Source organism: Halocella sp. SP3-1, from assembly GCF_003953885.1.
GTDB classification, from domain to species: domain Bacteria; phylum Bacillota; class Halanaerobiia; order Halanaerobiales; family DTU029; genus Iocasia; species Iocasia fonsfrigidae.
Genome location: NZ_CP032760.1, coordinates 1,835,592 through 1,855,838, shown reverse-complemented (window position 1 = coordinate 1,855,838; position 20,247 = coordinate 1,835,592). Strand labels below are relative to the sequence as shown.

The following is a 20,247-nucleotide window of genomic DNA, read 5'->3' as shown; positions in this document are numbered from 1 at the left end:
TATAACCCCCTCTAATTTATTTTTCTTTTTTTGAACTAAAGTAAATAGCTAAGATAATAATTAACCCTTTAAATACCCTTTGGACATAAGGAGAAACACCTAATAAATTCAAACCATTACTCAATACTCCCATTATTAAAGCACCAACAATTGTACCAACAATACTACCACGACCACCATTAATATCAGTTCCACCAAGTACTACAGCAGCAATGGCATCTAGTTCAAAACCAACACCAGCATTAGGCTGTCCTGACATCAAGCGTGAGGTTAAAATAATACCACTAGCAGCTGCTGTAATTCCACTTACTACATAAGCAATTATCTTATATCTGCTTACTTTAATACCAGATAATCTGGCTGCCTCTTCATTGCCACCAATAGCATAGATATATCGACCAAAAGGAAGGTGATTTAATAGCAAATAAGCAATAGCATAAATAATAATCATAATTAAAACCGGTATGGGAATAATATTAAAAATATAACCCCTACCAAGTACTGAAAAACTATCAGGCAGACCGGATAATGGATACCCACCAGTATATAATAAAGCTAAACCACGTGGTATCTCCATCATCGCTAAAGTTACAATTATCGAAGGCATCTTAGCATAAGAGATTAAAGTGCCACTAATCAAGCCAAAGGCTGCACCAATAACTAAAGCCATCAAAATAGCAACAAGTGGATTTAAACCCCAATCTACCATAGCAGCAGCCATTATTGTACTAGCAATAGCCATAACTGAACCTACAGATAAATCAATACCAGAAGTCAGAATAACAAAAGTCATACCAACCGCAATAATGGCATTAATGGATATCTGTCTAGCAACATTTATTAAATTTCTAACATCCAGAAATCTATCTGTAAACAATGTTAATAACAGGCAAAGAACCAGAAAACCTATAAAAGTTAGTACTTCCGGTATTTTAAACCAGTCTTTGATGTTGATGTTTTTTATTTTTTGTTCTTTAGCTAGTTCTGTCATAATTAATACCCCCTGTAGCATAATACATAATTTCTTCCTGACTAACATTATCATTTATTAAATTAGCCACAATATTCCCCTTATGCATGACTAGTATTCTATCACTTACCCCTAAAATTTCAGGCAACTCGGAAGAAATCATAATAATTGATATACCCGCATCAACCAGATCATTCATTAATTTATATATTTCTACTTTAGCACCAACATCAATACCACGAGTAGGTTCATCAAATATTAGTATCTTGCAATCAGTTCCTAACCATTTTGCCAGTACCACCTTTTGTTGATTACCTCCACTAAGATTATTAACCTGTTGTTTCATATGGGGTGTTTTAATTTTTAAATTATCAATAAGTTCAACAACTTTCTTTTTTTCTTTTGATTTATCTAAAAATATCTTTTTATTCAATATTTTATCTAAACTTGTAATTGAAATATTATTCTTAATACTCAAACCAAGTATAAGCCCCTGGGATTTTCTATTCTCTGGAATCAAGCCAATACCAGCTTTAAGTGCTGAAGCAGGAGAATTAATCACAGTTTTATGTTGATCAACAATAATCTCTTTACTCTCAGTCTTATCAGCCCCAATTATAGCCCTAGCTAATTCTGTCCGTCCTGAACCAACCAGACCAGCAATCCCCAATATTTCACCCTTTTTTAACCCAAAATTTATAAAATTATCAGAATCACACCTCTTTAAATTTTTAACTTCCAAGGCATTTTCCTGACTAATTGATTTATTCTTTCTAACTGGATAAGCATTCTTAATATTTCTGCCTACCATCATTTTGATAATATGATTTTGAGTCAAATCTTCTATCTTTTCGGTGCCAACCCATTCACCATCTCTTAAACAGGTAAGACGATCACCTATTTGAAAGACTTCTTCTAAATGGTGAGAAATATAAATCATAGTAACTCCATTTTTTTTGAGATTTTTTATTAATTTAAATAAAACTTCAATTTCTTTATTAGTCAGAGTAGCAGTTGGTTCATCTAAAATCAAAATATCATCATTAATTGATATTGCCTTAGCAATCTCAATAAATTGTTGTTCTGCTACACTTAATTCATTAACTGGAATATCAAGTTTTATCTTAACATCAAGGCGATCAAGTAAATTTTGGGCTTCTTTTTTCATCCTTTTTTTATCAAGTAAGCCATTATTCCTTAATTCCCGCCCTAAAAATATATTCTCAACAGCATTTAAATAGGGAATCAAACTAAATTCTTGATAAATAATACTTATACCAGCTTGTTGAGCTTCCTTGGGGTTATTAAATTGTATTTCTCGTCCATTTAAAATAATCTGGCCTTGATCATGTTTATAAACTCCTGATAATATTTTCATTAAAGTAGATTTACCAGCACCATTTTCCCCCAGCAAGGCATGTACTTCTCCTCTTCTTATATCAAAACTTACATTATTCAAAGCTAAAACACCTGGAAATTCTTTTGTAATGTTCTTTATTTGTAAAATATTATCCACCAAATCTCACCTCTAATTTTAGTAGAGGCCCAAATAATTGAGCCCCACTACATTATTCAATTAAAAGAAGTATTAATTACCAGCTAAATCCACTAGCATTTTCTTTAGTTAATAATTTTACTTCTACGGGAACTGTTGCTGGAACTTTTTCAGAACCCCAATATTTTGCAAGTGCAACACCTAATCCTATTCTAACCTGATCTCTTGGAAACTGTGCACTGGTAGCTTTAAAAATATTCCCATTAAGAATAGCATCTACTGCTTCTGGATGCCCATCAACACTATAGATGGTTACATCTTGGTCAAAACTTTGAATAGCAGCAAGTGCACCAAGTGAGCCAATATCATTAACACTGAAAATAGAATCTAAATCCGGATGAGCCTGCAACATATTTTCTACTACAGACATTGCCTTATCTCTTTCCTGCCTACCATTTTGAATATCGACAATCTTTATACCAGGGTTTTCCTTTATAGCATCTTTAAATCCTCTAACTCTTTCCAGAATAGGCACAACTGGAATACCATCCAGAATAGCTACTTTTCCATTACCGCCTATATCTTTAGCCATCTGAAGACCAGCCTTATAACCAGCATCATAATTCTTGGAACCTACAAAAGAATCTAATGGCCCCTTAGCCTGAGCATCAATTGCTACAACAATAACTCCAGCTTCTTCAGCCTCAATAACTGCTGCTTCAATACCAACCGAATCAGCAGGATTTAATAATAGGATATCAATACCTTTTTGTATCATATCTTCAATATCACTAATCTGCTTATTAACATCATGACGTGCGTCAGTATAATAAACCTGTGCACCTATTGATTCTGCTGCTTCAAGAAGGGCTTCTTTCATTACAATAAAGTATTGATTATTCATTTCCTGAAAAGCCATACCAATAACCGGGGGCTTTATTTTATCAGCACCCAGAACTCCACCCGTTAAGCCCAAAATCAGTACTAAAACCATTAATATAGCTATCTTTTTCAATATTTTTACCCCCTAAGTTTGTTTTTGAAATTAATAATTACTCTCTTTCTTATATTAATTATAAGCTTATTTATTAAGTCTATAATAAACAAAAGTAATGCGATTCACCTCCTAATTTATAAATTAGTAATTACATTATTAATTTATAATACTTTTATAATTACCTAAAAATATAAAAAATTTATTTAAATACAAAAAAAGCCCTATTTTATACTACACATAGCCTAATAACTATGTAAATATAAAACAGGGCTTCATCACCATGTTTTCTTAATAGTTTTATACCACCATCAGTACAAAACTATTATAGATAGTATTTAATTTTTTGTATATATTAAGTATACTAAAAAGCCTGAATATTTTCAAGTAAATAAACGCATTATTTTCGAGATTATAACAAATTATATTAATAATTCTTTACTTTGCTTCATCTCAGATAGCTATTCTACTAAATTATTAATTTTAATAATCTCTTTGGCAATATCAACAATCCTAATATTTTTATCTTGACTCTTTCTTTGCAATTTTTTCATAGCTTCTTCTTCACTTATATCCAGGGTATCCATCAAAATACCTTTAGCCTTTTCGATATACTTACGGATCTCCAGAGCCTTCTTAGTATTATCTAATTCATCATTTGCTTTTTTTAAATCTTCAAACCTATTCATAACAACATTTATAGTCGCCCGCAGTTCTTTTCTCTCTACTGGTTTAACTAAATAAGCAAAAACACCTACCTTGGAAGCACGTTCTACTAATTCTTTATCAGAATAGCCGGTTATAATAATACTGGGAATAATTAAGTTTTTATTAATCATTTTTAAGGCTTCAATACCATCCATATTAGGCATATTTATATCTATTATGATCAAATCTGGTTTAACCTCTAAAGCATTCTTTACTGCCGATTCACCATCAGTTGCTTCTACGACAATTTCATGTCCCAGTTCTTCTAGATCAGCTTTTAATCCCATTAAAACTAAATATTCATCCTCAGCAATTAAAATTCTTAACTTCTTTTTCATTACTCTCCTCCCCCTTATTAAAGAGGTAATGTTATTCTAACCTCTGTCCCCAACTCTCTGCTATTCAACTGAAAACTACCATGAAATTCATTAAAAATAATTGATTGAACAATACTTAAACCAAGACTCTTAGTATTTTTGATATCAAAATTATCAGGCAAACCAATCCCATCATCCCTGACTATTAACCATATTCCGTCTTCTTTTTTTTGACAATCTATTTCAATAACCCCCATGTTCCTCCCTTGAAAAGCATGTTCATAACAATTTGTTAAAAGCTCGTTAACTATTAGCATTATTGTAGTCGCTTTATTATACGGTATAAAAATATCCTCTAAATTTAGGTTAATAGTAATTTCCTTATTATAATTAGGATAAGCAGCAAATTCAAGTACTTTTTTTACAATCTGCTTTAAATTAATTATACTCCTACCTAATTCATCTTTTGATAACAAATCATGGACAGCAGCAATACTTTTTATCCTGGATATAATATCATCAAGTATATTTAAAAAGAAGTCTATTGTTATATTTTTGTTTTTTCTTAAAAATTTCCTTTGAATAGATATCAAACTAATAATAGATTGTAAATTGTTTTTTATCCTATGATGACTTTCCTTTAAAAGAGCTGAACGTCCCATCAATCTTGTATCCTCTACAGCAATTCCTGCTTGCCGTGCCAGAGTAGATAAGTATTTCCATTCTTTTTCAGAATATACAAAAATATTCTCATAATAAAGTTCTATTATTCCAGCCAGTTGAGAACGCATCAATACCGGTGCACAAATTAAGGTTTTGGTTTCTACTGGATCATCTTCAAAAAAAGACTTAAATTCTTTATCCCGTTCAGTCAAATAAAACAATTTGTTATTTTTTATAATTTCAATCTTTTTATCTAATTTTAACTCTGGTAAATTATTATGATTATACAACACTCTATTAATAACTGTTTTCGCCTTTTCATCGATCAAATCTATAATACAACTATTTGCCCCCATAATTCCACTAACACGCTCAGCAAAAAAATTCAAAATATCTTTCAATTCATATTCTGACGCTAAAAATTCAGCAGCTTTAAAAATGGAATCAATTACACCCATATCATCTTTTTCAGTTTCTTGATTGCTGGAATTACCAAGATACAAATTAATCAACTTCTGCGGATTTTTTTTAGCATCATCGACATTTAAAACCCCAGCAATCTTTCCTTTAGTTAATACAGCTATATTATCGGCAACTTTTAGAGCTTCTTCCCATTGCCTGGTCACATAAATTACTGTTCCACCTTTTTCCGTATAATAATTTATTATATCATATAAGATATTAATTGTATCAACATTTAAATTATTAGTAGGTTCATGTAAAACTAAAATCTCCGGTTCTGCCAAAACTAGCTTAATTATTTCTACCAGCTTTTGTTTCTCAGGCATAAGATCGCCAATTGTTTTATGGTGTTCAATTTCTAAACCGAATTTATCAAAGGCCTTAGCGGCTTGTTTATTAACCTTTTTCCAACTTATTAATGGAGAAATACCCCTTCTAGGATATTTAATTAAAGCTAGATTTTCTGCTACACTTAACTCCTTTATTAATGATGAATTCTCAAATAAAAATCCAAATTCCCTTTTTCTTACCTCATCAACAAGCAAATAATCTTTATAGAGAAGTCTACCTTCATAATCATTAATTATCCCTGCCAGTATATTGACTAGGGTTGTTTTTCCAGACCCAGTTTCTCCTATTAATGCAAATATCTCTCCTTTACATATTTTAAGTAAAACATCTTCAAGATTAGTCCAATCATTGTTATAAAAAGACAAAGAATTTATTTCTAGAATTATATTTTTCTCCATAACAAATCATCTCCAAAAAACAAGTCCTTTGTGTTGTTTTTTCCGTTTTAAAAAAATTGAACTGCCTCAGTTTTTTAATTCTAAGACAGCCCTTAGTTATCAACAATTAAGAGTTAACACGATACATTATATTATTAATTAAACACCAATACCCATGGCAAAAACTTATTTACCGCTGACTCTGACAATCTTATTTCAGATTATCCACTGCAGCTCTTTCAATAGCAAGTCCTTGATTATAACGTTTCATGAATTCGTTAAAACCTGCAACATCTGATGGATTAGGAGTAATAGATTCTCCCATCTTCCCGGAAAAAACCTTTTCTTTAAGGAAATCAACCAATGATTCGTTTTCTTCTCGATTAATCATATAAGAACCAAGCAAAGCAATACCCCAGGCTCCACCCTCTCCAGCAGTTTCCATAACAGCTACAGGGACATTAAGGGCAGCAGCCATTATCTTCTGGCCTACTCCCTTTGTTTTAAACAAACCGCCATGACCCAGGATTTGATCTACCCGAACTGATTCCTTCTTAAAAAGAATATTAAAGCCAGTTTTCAAAGCACCTAAGGCGGTAAATAAATGTACTCTCATAAAATTAGCCAAGTTAAAATTACTATTAGATGAACGTACAAACAAAGGACGTCCTTCTTCAAAGTGAGTCATATGTTCACCTGAAATATAGCCATAAGATAATAAACCACCACAGTCTGGATCACCCTCTAATGCCATATTATAGAAAGTTTCATAAAGCTTCGACTTGTCACAGTTAAGACCCAGTGCCTGAGCAGCCTCGTCAAAGAGACCTATCCATGCATCCAGGTCAGATGTACAATTATTGGAATGAGACATGGCCACTAGTTTACCATCAGGTGTTGTCACCAGGTCAATCTCTGAATATACCTTCGATAATTCTCTTTCCAGTACAATCATTCCAAATACAGATGTTCCAGCAGATACATTACCAGTACGAACAGATACACTATTTGTAGCCACCATACCCGTACCAGCATCACCTTCAGGTGGACATAGGGGAATACCCGGCTGCAACTCACCAGTAATATCTAGAAGCCGTGCTCCTTCTACTGTCAATTTTCCAGCTTTGGTGCCAGCCACTAAAACATTTGGCAGAATGTCCTCCAATTGCCATGAGAGATTTAAGGGACTGATGAGTTGATTGAACTGTCCAATCATTTTTGAATTAAAATCCTTCGTTTCTAAATCAATAGGAAAATATCCTGAAGCTTCACCTATTCCCAAAACTTTCTGTCCGGTTAATTTCCAATGTATATAACCAGCCAGTGTTGTTAGATAGCTAATATCTGAGACATGTTCTTCCTTATTTAAGATAGCTTGATAAAGATGAGCGATAGTCCACCTTTGTGGGATAGGATAATTAAACAACTTGGTCAATTCCTCAGAAGCCTGGCCAGTTATATTGTTTCGCCAGGTACGAAAAGGTGTTAAAAGATTATCGTTTTGATCAAAAACCATATAACCATGCATCATGCCACTAAAACCAATTGCCCCTGTGGTTTGGATGGACACTCCAAATTGATCCTTAACATTGCTGACCATATCTTGATAACTATTCTGTACACCCTCCCAGATATCCTCTAAGCTGTATGTCCAAACATTATTGACATAATTATTTTCCCAATCATGACTGCCAGAAGCAAGCGGTGTATTGTCTGGACCAATCAGAACAGTTTTAATACGAGTCGAACCCAATTCAATCCCAATTGCTGTTTGGCCATTATTAATGGCATTTCTAATTTCATTCAATTCAAGACTCATAATTTACCCTCCTAGTCATTAATATAATAAGTAAAATTTTCTGTATATTATTATTCATAAATATTTTTGCAATTTTAATATAACTATATAGTAAGTGTCACTAATTTTCAAGTCCCTATTTAGTAGAATTTTAAGTTTAGCCTATTTAATCATAGAGGAAATAGCCTCCTCTTGAGTTGTTAAACAAATTTATACCAAAAGCAGGAGGCCATTTCACTTTTTAGAGCAATATCCATAATTTTAGCTATTAATTTTATATTTTAGTTAAAAAATGGGGAAACTCTATATAAGCGAGGAGTTAGTAAAGTTTCCCTCTCATTCTATTAATTATACCAGACAATAACATAACTAAAATCATCCAGTATATTTCTAATAATCATAACTTTAAATTCATCTTATTTTATAGTAAATATCGTTCCATTTGATCTCTTTCTTGAAATCCCTTATTTTGGTAGCTGAGTCAATCACTAAAAATTCTATATCCGCTATTTCAGCATAATCTTCCAACATCTCGGCCGTTACCACCTTACTAAAACCAGAATGATGAGCCCCCCCTGCTAAAATCCAGGCAGCTGCTGCAGTCCTCAAATTAGGTAGCGGTTTCCAGACGGCTCTGGCTACTGGCAACTTCGGTAGATCATGTTCTGGTGAAATTACTTCTACTTCATTCACCAGAAGGCGGAACCTATTACCCATATCTATAAGTGAAGCATTTAAACCTTTTCCTGGACCAACATTAAAAACTAACCTTACCGGATCGGACTTATCACCAATAGATAAAGGATGTATTTCTACGGTAGGTTTAGCAGCAGCAATAGAAGGACAAACCTCTAGCATATGAGCTCCCAGTTCTTGCATATTGCCAGGTTCCAGATTATAAGTATAATTTTCCATAAAAGCAGTTTCTTTCCCTAAAGCCATTACCTTCATCGCCCGCAGTAAGGCCGCAGTCTTCCAGTCACCCTCAGCTCCAAAGCCATAACCATCAGCCATCAATCGCTGCACAGCTAGACCCGGTAATTGTTTTAAACCATAGAGGTTTTCAAAATTAGTGGTAAACCCCTTAAAATCACCATCTTCTAGAAAAGCCCTCATACCTACTTCAATCCGGGCAGCTTCCCTCAAAGAATCATAATACTGGCCATTTTCCAGTAATTCTTCAACAATGTTATACTCTTCCTTATATACTTCAATCAAATCATTAATCTCCTGCTCCTGTACCTGATTCACATATGCAACAAGATCACCAAGGGCATAACCATTAACATTATAACCTAATTTTATCTCAGCTTCAACTTTATCACCTTCTGTAACAGCTACCTGCCGCATATTATCACCAAAACGTGCTATCTTGGCACCTTGACTATCCTGCCAGGCAGCAGCAACCAAACTCCAATCAGACAGTTGTTTGATTACAGTGTCATCCTGCCAGTAACCGACAACTACCTTCCGATTTTTACGTAATCTTGAAGCCATAAAACCAAATTCCCGACCACCATGGGCAGATTGATTAAGATTCATAAAGTCCATATCAATCTCTGACCAGGGTATATCCCTATTAAACTGGGTATGAAGATGAACAAAAGGTTTCTGCAGCAGGGTTAAACCCGGTATCCATATTCTTGCTGGAGAAAAGGTATGCATCCAGGTAATTAAACCTATACAAGATTTTTTGGCATTTGCTTCTAATACAAGGTCCCTGATTGCTTCTGCATTTGTCATTACTGGTTTATAAATAACTTTTACTGGAATTCTATCCCCTTCATCAAAAAACTCCACTATCTTTTTACTATGTTCTGCAACCTGATGCAAAGTCTCTTCACCATATAAGTGTTGGCTACCTGTTACAAACCAAACTTCATAATTATCTACACTAACCATATCTATCTTCCCCCTTAATTGTTTATTAATAATTTGTCAAACTCATTAATCTTTATAACTATAGGATTCATATTAATATTCAAAATTTTAACTATTATTGTCCATAATAAGCATTTTTCCCATGTTTTCGATAAAAATGTTTATTCATTACATAATCAGGCACACCTTTGCTAGTTTTATTTAAGAGAAAAGTATTAAGCGCCATTTTAGCTACCTCTTCCAGTACTACACTATTATGAACAGCATTATCCGGATCAATTCCCCAGGTAAAAGGCCCATGGCCAGCCACCAGAACACCCGGTGTATAATTATAATCTTTATCTCTAAACCTTTCTACTATAACCTTACCAGTGTACACTTCATAGGCACTATCCACTTCCTCGACAGTCATAATTCTTGTACAGGGGATTTCCTGATAAAAATAATCGGCATGGGTTGTTCCATAACAGGGTATATCGCGACCCGACTGCGCCCAACTTGTTGCCATTGGAGAATGGGTATGTACAACACCGCCAATTTCTTTGAAATTTTTATAAAGAACAAGATGAGTAGCAGTATCAGAAGATGGTTTTAGATCGCCTTCTACTATATTTCCCTCCAGGTCAACCACTACCATCTTATCGACAGTTAATTGATCATAAGCAACTCCGCTGGGTTTAATTACAATCAAACCATCTTCACGACTAATTCCACTTACATTTCCCCAGGTATAAATAACAAGGTTTTTACGTTTTAATTCTAAATTTGCCTCTAATACTATTTCTTTTAATTCTTCTAACACTTTAATAAACACCTCCATTAATTACATTGTTTATTAATTTTTAACTGATATATCATCTAAACTAAGTATTATAAAAGTATCTACAAAACATTACTTAATAAAAGTTTACCACCAATAAGAGTATACTCCTATTGGTGGTAAACTTATTCCTATCATATTTTATTTACCATAGAAGTATTCAACATTATCTTTTGTTACAATGCTAACACCAGTATCTACATAAGCAGGTAGTGGGGCAACCTTGGCGGTCTTCCAATCACCATCAATTGGAGTTAGAAGGCCATTTGCCAGGTGGAAAAGGAACATTTCCCCCCAATACCCCATTGTCCAGGTACCCTGAGCAATTGTTGCATCGATTACACCAGATTTTACAAAATCCAGAGTACCCTTATCAACATCAAAACTAATAATGTTAACATCTCCAACCTTGTCAGCCTCTTTTACAGCAGTTGCCGCACCAACACCAGTAGAGGCCTCAGTAGTAAAGACACCTACTAAATTAGGATGGGCCTGCAGCATAGCTCCCATAGCTGCAGCAGAAGCAGCCTGGTCTGATTTGCCATCCTGTACAGAGGCTACTTCCATATTAGGATATTCATTGGCAATAGTTTCTTTAAATCCAGCAGCCCTTTCTTCATGATTTAACTGACCAGGAATTGTTATCAGTCCTACTTCTCCCTTTTCATTATTTAATTCGGCCAGATATCTAGCAGCTTTTACACCAGCAGAATAGTTTGAAGTAGCCAGGAATGAATAACGATCCGATTTTGGTGAATCTGCATCAAAGGTCACCACAGGAATCCCTTGCTCAATAGCCCCATTAATTGGTCTTTTAAGGGCATCTGGATTAATACATGTCAAAAGTATACCAGCCGGTTTTTTGGCAATAACTTGTTCTAATACTGTTACTTGCTGATTAATATCATAATCATTGGCACCAGTATATTTTACAGTAACACCAAGGTTTTTAGCTGCTGCTTCCATACCTTTAAAAGCTGGTTTCCAGTATTCAATACCAGAGACAAAGGTAACCATATAATAGACATCATCTTCACTTCCCTGCAACGGACTTGCCGCAACAACCCCACTAAAGCCAACACTTAATACTGCTACAGTCAATAATAAAAATAGATACTTTTTCATACTATCCCTCCATTTTTTATTTATTAAAATGATGTTACACATCACCTTAACCTAATTTTTCTTGTTATGAACCCTCATATCTACGATAACTGCTGTTAGTAATACCAGGCCAGTAACAAGACTCTGCCAGTAAACTGATACATTTAATAAAACCAGGGCATTATTTACCAAGGCCACCAGTATTATTCCCAGTAATGCCCCCAGAACAGTACCTTCTCCACCATTCAGGCTTGCACCACCAATAACTGCACCCGCAATTGCACGAAGTTCAGCCCCAACACCTGCAGTTGGAGTAGCAACACCAAAACGTGCCAGAGTAATAACCCCTGCTAAACCAGATAAAAAGGAACACAATATATAAACCATCAATTTTCTTTTATTAACATTAATCCCTGAAAATGCAGCAGCCTGTTCATTTGAACCTATATAATAAATTTCCCGAAATGTCTTAGACTTCCTCATTAGAAAATCCATTACAATAACAATCAGCAAAAGAATTATACCTGGGTTAGGTATGCCTAGTATTTTCCCCCTACCAATCCAATCAAAAACCACGGAAATTTCACCCAAACTAACAGGTGACCCTTCAGTAAAGATATAGGCTATACCCCGGGCAATTGACATCATACTTAAAGTCGTGATAAAGGGATTTAGTTTTATTTTGGTTATCAGCTTTCCAATTGTTAAACCCGCTAGAATGGATATAAACATCGCTATTAAAACAGAAAGCCAGATATTTAAACCATAGTGCATAGCAACAATACCAGCTGTAACATTAGATAGAGCCATAACAGAACCAACAGATAAATCAATCCCCCCTAAAACCAAAACCAGAACCATACCAACAGCCATGATACCATCCATTGATAAACCAATTAATGTAGTATTAATATTATATTTAGTTAAAAAACCCGGGGTAACAAATGTTAAGATAAGCATAAGACATAAAATAATTAAAGTTAATGAAGTTTCTCTAAAAGATATAATTTTTTTAAATAGACTCTGATTCGCCTTCTCCATTTTAATACCTCCCAATTATTATTCTAGTTTTTTTCTCTCTTTCTACCAGAAGCATACATCATGATTTTCTCCTCTGTGGCCTCTTCTGCAGAGAGTTCACCCACAATTTCTCCTTGATGCATTATTAAAATGCGATCACTAATACCTAATATTTCAGGTAATTCAGAGGAAATAACAACTATGCCATGCCCCTTCTCTGATAGTTCTCTGAGTTTAGAGTGTATCTCAAATTTTGCTCCAACATCTATACCCCGGGTAGGCTCATCCAGAATAATCACTCTAGGGTTAACAGCTAACCATTTTCCCAGTAATACCTTTTGTTGATTACCACCACTTAAGCTCTTAACGGGTTGCTTTAATGAACTATAACGAGTATTCATCTCTTCCACATATTTATTACTTAAACTTTTTTCTAATTTATTATCCAGAAGATTACCTTTACTAACCTGTTCAAGGTCAGCTGCAATTATATTAGCCTGTATATCCATATTTAAAAATAAACCCTGGGTCTTTCTATCTTCAGTAATATAAACTAGCCCTTCAGCAATTTTTTCATTTACATCACTGGAAGTGATATCTTGATCAAAGAGTACTAATTCACCTTCATCTATAGGAGCAATTCCAAAAATTGCTCTAGCCACCTCACTTCGGCCTGCCCCAACCAATCCGAATATTCCCAAAATTTCTTTTTCTTTTACAGAAAAACTTATATTGGAGAACAAGTCCTCGCAAGAGATATTTTTAACCTCCAAAACAGTCTTTCCCACAGTAGTACCCTTGTCTGGATAGGCATTACTTAATTCTCTCCCTACCATTAAGCGTACAATATCATCAGGACTAACATCCTTTATAGAACCACTTTCTATTAATTCCCCATCCCTTAAAACAGTATAGGTATCACAGATCTCAAAAATTTCATTTAAGCGGTGGCTGATAAAGAATATCGCAATACCATCTTCTTTTAAACGTCTTAGGTTTTTAAATAGTGTCTGGGCTTCTGTATCTGTTAAAGAAGAAGTAGGTTCATCCAGAATTAGTATCTTAGTATTAATCGATAATGCCTTAGCTATCTCAACCATCTGCTGCTGAGATAGACTCAAATCCCTGACAGCTGTTGCCGGGTCAATCTCAGTAGCCAATCTTTCTAAAATACCAGCAGAATCCTGACGCATTTTCTTAAAATCAACAATTTCATTTTTTTTAGTAGGAACCCGTCCCATAAAGATATTCTCAGCAACACTCATATGCTGACACAGACTTAACTCCTGATGAACAATACTAATTCCCTTTTCCTGAGATAACCTAGGAGACAAATCTACCAGCTTTTCTCCTTCAAAATACATTTCACCAGAATCTGCCTGTATAATCCCTGTCATAACGTTCATCAAAGTAGATTTTCCGGCACCATTTTCACCACATATTGCATGAATCTCACCAGAACTAATCTCCAGGCTTACATCTTTTAAGGCCTGTGTCCCATAAAAAGATTTACTAATGCCATCAATTTTTAAAAGTGGATTTCCTTTTTCCATGAAATAAATTACCCCCCTTTTTTGTCTTTAACTTTAACTCAGGAAACCATATACAACATCTTAACTACAAATATAGTTATTTGTTCGTACAACCATCAACAAAAATATACTTTAAATCTCTCTACACGATGAACGAACAATTAACTCCGGTTCATAAATAAAAGAAGGTTGTTCAACATCCATTTCAATCATATTAAACAATAATCTGGCTGCCTTCTTACCCATTTTTACCTTCGGGTGTTTAATACTGGTCAATCTTATACCACCAGTAGTAGCCAACACTGAATCATCATAACCAACTACTGAAATATCTTCTGGTATACTCAATCCATTGTCATTAATAGCATCTATTACTTTTACCGCAATTTCATCATTATAACATACTATTGCAGTCGGACGTTTATCACTATTAATAATCTTATCTGCGTAATAATATGAATATGAAGAAGCCTCATTAGTCAAATATCCACCAATATCAATCTCATCAGGATTAATTCCATATTCCTCCAGGGCATTCACAAAACCCTTTTTACGATAGACGCCCTGTAGGTCATCCTTTTTGAAAATACCCGCTATCTTCCTGTGTCCTAACTGTAAGACATATTTTGTGGCCATATAACCACCCTGCAAATCATCCAAAATCACATAGGCTGTATTTAATTCCTTATACATAGCATTAATCATTATAAAGGGTATTTCGGCCTTAAAGATTTCCTGATATAAATCCTTATTTTTATTTTCAACACTTTTAGTAGGCTCGATAATCAAACCATCAACACCAGCGTCAATAATCTTACGTAGATGTTCTCTTTCCAGAGCAGGGTCATTATTTGTATTGGCCAGAGTAAGGGTATAATGTTTGGCACTTACTACCTCTTCAATCCCGGATATAATTGATGGAAAGATATAGTTCCTTACATAAGTAGTTAAAATAGCAACTCTTTTTTCTTCAAAACGTTTTTTCGGCCTGGTATAGAAAGTACCCCTGCCTCTCTCTCTATTAATATACCCCTCTTTTTCCAGTTCATTAAGAGCCCTTCTGACAGTATCCCTGCTAAATTCTAATTTTTTTGATACCTCCAACTCTGACGGAAGTAATTCACCACCAGTTAAGTCCTTTTTATTTATATAATCTAAATAAAAGTTCTTAGCAATAATATACTTAGATAGGCTTTTGGCATTCTCCAATTTAAAGCTCCTCCTCAAACAACTTGTACGTACTATTATACTATATTTGTTTGAAATAATCAAATCCTTTTTATTTATTATTTCAATATTATTTCAATAATCCAACAAAAATTATATCATTTACCCTCTTTTAAAACAAGTATGAAAAATCTTTGAATAAAGTAGCCCCCTCTCTATATTTTTTTCTCTTTTCTCTTCTAAAAGATATTTTTCTGTTAATTATATCTCTAAAAAGGAGATAATAGAAGAAATATTGAATTTAAGCGTTATCAGCAAAAAAATTGTAGATTTAGATAAGGCAATTTAAAAGATTACACAAATGCGCAAGAATGATGAAAACATGAAGTGTTTGAATTTGTTATACTAATATGCCGGGGAGGTGAATTGCGAATTGAGCAGGGTTGACAGTGTAATTGAGGTCATTAAATTTATTGAAGAACATCTTACAGAAAAATTGGATTTAGATATAATTGCAAACGTTGTTAATTATTCAAAATTTCATCTGCATCGCATGTTTACAGATACAGTTGGCTTGACAATACACGATTATGTGCAACGACGGCAAATTACTGAAGCAGCAAAACTCTTGGTGTTTTCTAAAAAACCAATAATAGATATTGCTTTAAAAGCAGGATATGAAAGCCAACAGGCTTTTACCACTATTTTTAAAGCAATGTACAAAGAATCTCCACTTCAATTTAGAAAAAATAAGGTGTTTTATCCATTACAGCTTGAATATAAATTTAACAATCACCTTGATTTGCTAAAAGAAAAACCAAACGCAAAACGTGAAATCCTGCTTGCTACCAAGGCAGATATTCCACTTTGGATGGACTTAGTACGCCTTGTTATTGACGGGTTTCCCAAACTTAAAGAAGATAAGCATGTCAAGGTGCTAAAACATTACATCAAGGAAAATAGTGCGTTTATTATGAAAGAAGGCCCTATAGCCATCGGAATTATGATGATTTCCTTTAAAACAGGAAGTATTGATTTTTTAGGAGTTCACCCACTTTATCGAAACCAGGGACTTACCCAATTGTTTTTAGATAAGGTGATTTGTGAACTTTTGACAAATAAGCAAATCAGTATAACCACATTCCGTAAAGGGGACAAAGCGGATACGGGGTATAGAAAAATCCTAAAGGATTTTGGTTTTGCCGAGGCAGAATTGTTGACCGAATTTGGTTACCCAACACAAAAAATGATATTGCCAAAAGAATTGGAGGGGTGTATAGATAATGAATAAATCAAGACAAAAAGGCAGGAAGACAGATAATACATCTGACCGTCATGATCATACAGTGGAAAATGACGATGATGTGCTTTCAAAATTTCCTGATGAAATTGAGAACCTTGAAAAGATTAAAATAAGGCTAAAGAATGCTTTAGAACAGGCGGAAGAAAGGGTAAATCAATATGACAGAGAGTATATGGAATCCAAAGTCTATCTTGCTGACTACCGTCATGAGATAGACCCGCGGGAAATTTGTCAAAATGAACTTCTTATGAAACAAATTGAAAATTCGGGAATATATGCAGTACAATTGCGGGAAAAGCTTGCAAAGCTAGTCGATTCCCCTTATTTTGCACGCATTGATTTTACTTATGATGGTGATGACAATGCTAATGTTTTTTATATTGGTCGGTTTTCTTTTTCAGATAAATCGGAAATCCTTATTTATGATTGGCGTGCACCTATTTCCAGCATGTTTTACGATTATGAGCTGGGACGTGCAGGATATGAAGCGCCGATGGGGAGGATTGAAGGTGAGCTCACTCGTAAACGGCAGTTTAAAATATCAAATGGTTTGATGGAATATGTTTTGGAAAGTGCTATAAACATCCGTGATGATGTATTACAGCGAGAGTTAAGTCATACATCAGATAAAAAGATGAAAACAATTATTGCCACAATTCAACGGGAACAAAACCAGATTATCAGAAACGAAAAGGCTGGAACCATGGTTATTCAAGGTGTTGCAGGATCGGGAAAAACTTCTATTGCCTTACACCGGGTGGCATATTTACTGTATCGGTACAAAGACAACTTATCGGCAAATAATGTGGTTATACTTTCTCCCAATAAGGTGTTTGTAGATTATATTTCCAATGTTTTACCCGAACTGGGTGAAGAACCAATTGGGGAAATGAGCTTTGCTGACATTGCGGATATTCAACTGGATAAAGTTATAGATTATGAACCAGATTGTGACCCCATTGAAATAAATGACTCGGCATGGAACGAAAGGGCAAAGTTTAAATCTACACTCGATTTTGTTATGATGATGGACAATTATTTGGAATATGCCGCAAAGGAGTATTTTGTTCCCAGTGATTATGAATTTGGTCGTTTCAAAGCAACGCGGGATTGGATATTGACACGATATAACGCTTATCAAAGACATCCCATAAAAAAACGGTTGCATAGGGTATCAGAAGATATTCTTGAACAATTTAAAATTGCTAACATCCGTGGTGAAGAGTTACCTAAGCAGAAGGCGATTTATAGAAAGCTGGTTTCCATGCTTAAGTTTAGTAACACTTTAGCCCTCTATAAAGACTTTTTTAAGGTTATGAATATGCCGGAAAAGCTGGTGTTGCATAAAAAAGGAGTATTAGAATGGCCAGATGTTTATCCCTTCATGTATTTTCATGCTGCATTAGAAGGATTGAAAGAAAACCGGCTCATCCGGCATCTTATTATCGATGAAATGCAGGATTATACTCCGGTACAATACGCCGTGATAAATAAACTCTTTCCATGTAATAAAACAATACTCGGTGATTTTGGGCAAAGTATAAACCCAAACAATATACATGCGCTCAACGACTTGCGAACAATCTATCCAGATGCCGAATTTATGGAATTGAATAAAAGCTACCGCTCTACCTTTGAAATCATTACTTTTACAAAAAGGATTCAGAATGTATCGGATCTTAAAGCAATTGAAAGACATGGTGATGTCCCCAAAATAATCGCTTGCTGTGATTTGGAAGATGAACTTACCAAAATTAAAGAGGAGATAATTCGTTTCTTCAAAAACAAGTTTGTGACATTAGGTATTATTTTAAAAACAAATCAAGAGGCACAATCCCTTTTTGATGTTTTAAGCAAGGAATATGATATCCAACTACTTACCTTAGACAGTGATAAATTCACAAATGGTATAACTCTTACTTCTGTTCGAATGTCAAAAGGATTGGAATTTGACGAGGTGTTGATTCCTGGAGCCAATACAAAGAATTATCATACGGATTTTGACCGTAGCCTACTATATATTGCCTGTACTCGAGCAATGCACCGCTTAACACTTACATATACCGGGGATTTGACCAACTTGATTGAGAAAAACAATGACTGACACACAGCAAGCAAACGAACAATCAATGACTATTGTACTGGCACGAAACTTTATTCTTGGGATCCATTATCCATGGCCTTGGCGTAAACAATTTACTAATTTTAGCTAAAATATATTAAATCACGGCCATTCCACAAATAAACGTAGGTTAAGCGGCAACTTGCATATAAGTTGCCACTTTTGTCTGTAATAACTTTTTTATAAATTCTATTATGATTTTTGTACAATATTAAGGAATCGAGCTAAAATCCCTGCATTATATATTGATAAAAAAGACCTGGACTTTGTTAAAATCCAGGTCTTTTTTATCAAACTATTTAGCAATATAAACCTATATACTTAAATATAAATAAAAACTAGTCTACAACAGCCGGGTCATATTCAACAATTAAATTGCCCTTTGTAAATTCCTTTACTGCTTCCTCAATATCGCTACCATTAAAATAATAGACCTTAATTCCACCAGCCTTTAAACCATTTAAGGCCTTGGGACCAATTTTACCAGATATTACCCCATCTGCATGTTCATCAACAAGCAGTTGAGCTGCACTAACCCCTGCTCCGGCAGCATTACTGGCTGAATTATTAATAAATTCCAGTTCGCCTGTTTCTGTATATACTACAGCAAAATAATTGGCACGGCCAAACCTGGCATCAAATTTACTTTTAAATTGATTATTATTATCTTCACAAGTGATTAAAAGCTTCATTAATTCACTCCTTGATTATTATTTTTTTCTTCCCTTAATTCTTTCTGACAGTCCTGACAATAGCCATAAACTTTAGTACTGTGTGCTATATAATGGAACTTTTCCTGTTCAAAAATAGTTTCCTTGAAATTATCTGGTAATAAGTCAGGTATTTCAATTACCTTTCCGCATTTTTTGCAAATTAAATGATTATGTTCTGACTGATTAATAATAAATTCGTAACTGCTGGTTTCACTATCAAAATTTCTTCTTACCACTACACCTTTATTCTCCAGTAGGTTTAATGTTCTGTATATTGTAGCCAGACCTAATGATCTATTCTTTACTTTCAAGAGATCATATATATCAGCTGCTGTCAGGTGCTGATCCTTATTCTCAATAAAAACATTAATAACTGCCCTACGCTGGGGTGTCAATCTAACCCCTTTTCCTTCTATACAATTTATTATTTTCTCATACTCATTAGACATT

Annotated in this window: 16 protein-coding genes; 2 read left to right on the top strand and 14 right to left on the bottom strand. The window is 34.3% G+C overall.

Annotated features, from left to right (window positions below):
* Positions 1-16: 16 nt before the first annotated feature.
* From D7D81_RS08805 to D7D81_RS08750, 12 genes are all read right to left on the bottom strand, one after another.
* Complete coding sequence (locus D7D81_RS08805; RefSeq protein WP_125989210.1) at positions 17-991, bottom strand: ABC transporter permease; 975 nt, start codon at positions 989-991, stop codon at positions 17-19.
* Positions 975-2,486, bottom strand: coding sequence for a sugar ABC transporter ATP-binding protein (locus D7D81_RS08800; protein ID WP_125989208.1), 1,512 nt, complete (start codon positions 2,484-2,486; stop codon positions 975-977). Before D7D81_RS08800 ends, D7D81_RS08805 begins: the two co-directional genes overlap by 17 nt.
* A gap of 76 nt (positions 2,487-2,562) precedes the next feature.
* Entirely contained in the window at positions 2,563-3,459 is an 897-nt protein-coding gene (locus tag D7D81_RS08795) for an ABC transporter substrate-binding protein (protein WP_125992031.1), read from the bottom strand.
* A gap of 461 nt (positions 3,460-3,920) precedes the next feature.
* Entirely contained in the window at positions 3,921-4,505 is a 585-nt protein-coding gene (locus D7D81_RS08790; protein WP_125989206.1) for an ANTAR domain-containing response regulator, read from the bottom strand.
* 17 nt (positions 4,506-4,522) lie between these two features.
* Positions 4,523-6,358: an ATP-binding cassette domain-containing protein gene (locus D7D81_RS08785; protein ID WP_125989204.1), complete on the bottom strand. Its 1,836-nt coding sequence runs from the start codon at positions 6,356-6,358 to the stop codon at positions 4,523-4,525.
* Between the two features lie 190 nt (positions 6,359-6,548).
* A complete protein-coding gene (locus D7D81_RS08780) occupies positions 6,549-8,156 on the bottom strand; it encodes a xylulokinase (RefSeq protein ID WP_125989202.1) in 1,608 nt (535 codons plus the stop codon).
* A gap of 390 nt (positions 8,157-8,546) precedes the next feature.
* Entirely contained in the window at positions 8,547-10,037 is a 1,491-nt protein-coding gene (gene araA, locus D7D81_RS08775; protein ID WP_125989200.1) for an L-arabinose isomerase, read from the bottom strand.
* A gap of 94 nt (positions 10,038-10,131) precedes the next feature.
* On the bottom strand, positions 10,132-10,818 hold the full coding sequence (locus tag D7D81_RS08770) for an L-ribulose-5-phosphate 4-epimerase (RefSeq protein ID WP_125989198.1): 687 nt from the start codon (positions 10,816-10,818) through the stop codon (positions 10,132-10,134).
* A gap of 159 nt (positions 10,819-10,977) precedes the next feature.
* Positions 10,978-11,961 carry a substrate-binding domain-containing protein gene (locus tag D7D81_RS08765; protein WP_125989196.1) on the bottom strand — a complete coding sequence of 328 codons (984 nt, stop codon included), beginning with the start codon at positions 11,959-11,961 and terminating at the stop codon, positions 10,978-10,980.
* A gap of 51 nt (positions 11,962-12,012) precedes the next feature.
* Entirely contained in the window at positions 12,013-12,981 is a 969-nt protein-coding gene (locus D7D81_RS08760; RefSeq protein ID WP_125989194.1) for an ABC transporter permease, read from the bottom strand.
* A 23-nt stretch (positions 12,982-13,004) separates the two neighbouring features.
* On the bottom strand, positions 13,005-14,513 hold the full coding sequence (locus tag D7D81_RS08755; protein ID WP_125989192.1) for a sugar ABC transporter ATP-binding protein: 1,509 nt from the start codon (positions 14,511-14,513) through the stop codon (positions 13,005-13,007).
* Positions 14,514-14,624: 111 nt separating this feature from the next.
* The gene (locus tag D7D81_RS08750; RefSeq protein WP_125989190.1) at positions 14,625-15,701 is read right to left on the bottom strand and encodes a GntR family transcriptional regulator; all 1,077 of its coding nucleotides are present in this window, start codon (positions 15,699-15,701) and stop codon (positions 14,625-14,627) included.
* Between the two features lie 391 nt (positions 15,702-16,092).
* Between D7D81_RS08750 and D7D81_RS08745 the strand changes: the two genes are divergently transcribed.
* Both D7D81_RS08745 and D7D81_RS08740 read left to right on the top strand, forming a co-directional pair.
* Positions 16,093-16,950 carry a helix-turn-helix domain-containing protein gene (locus tag D7D81_RS08745; protein ID WP_125989188.1) on the top strand — a complete coding sequence of 286 codons (858 nt, stop codon included), beginning with the start codon at positions 16,093-16,095 and terminating at the stop codon, positions 16,948-16,950.
* Entirely contained in the window at positions 16,943-19,066 is a 2,124-nt protein-coding gene (locus D7D81_RS08740; RefSeq protein WP_125989186.1) for a HelD family protein, read from the top strand. Before D7D81_RS08745 ends, D7D81_RS08740 begins: the two co-directional genes overlap by 8 nt.
* Positions 19,067-19,422: 356 nt before the next feature.
* Here D7D81_RS08740 and D7D81_RS08735 read toward each other — a convergent pair whose 3' ends face one another.
* Both D7D81_RS08735 and D7D81_RS08730 read right to left on the bottom strand, forming a co-directional pair.
* On the bottom strand, positions 19,423-19,776 hold the full coding sequence (locus D7D81_RS08735; RefSeq protein ID WP_125989184.1) for a NifB/NifX family molybdenum-iron cluster-binding protein: 354 nt from the start codon (positions 19,774-19,776) through the stop codon (positions 19,423-19,425).
* Entirely contained in the window at positions 19,776-20,246 is a 471-nt protein-coding gene (locus D7D81_RS08730; protein WP_125989182.1) for a Fur family transcriptional regulator, read from the bottom strand. Before D7D81_RS08730 ends, D7D81_RS08735 begins: the two co-directional genes overlap by 1 nt.
* Between the last annotated feature and the right edge of the window lies 1 nt (position 20,247).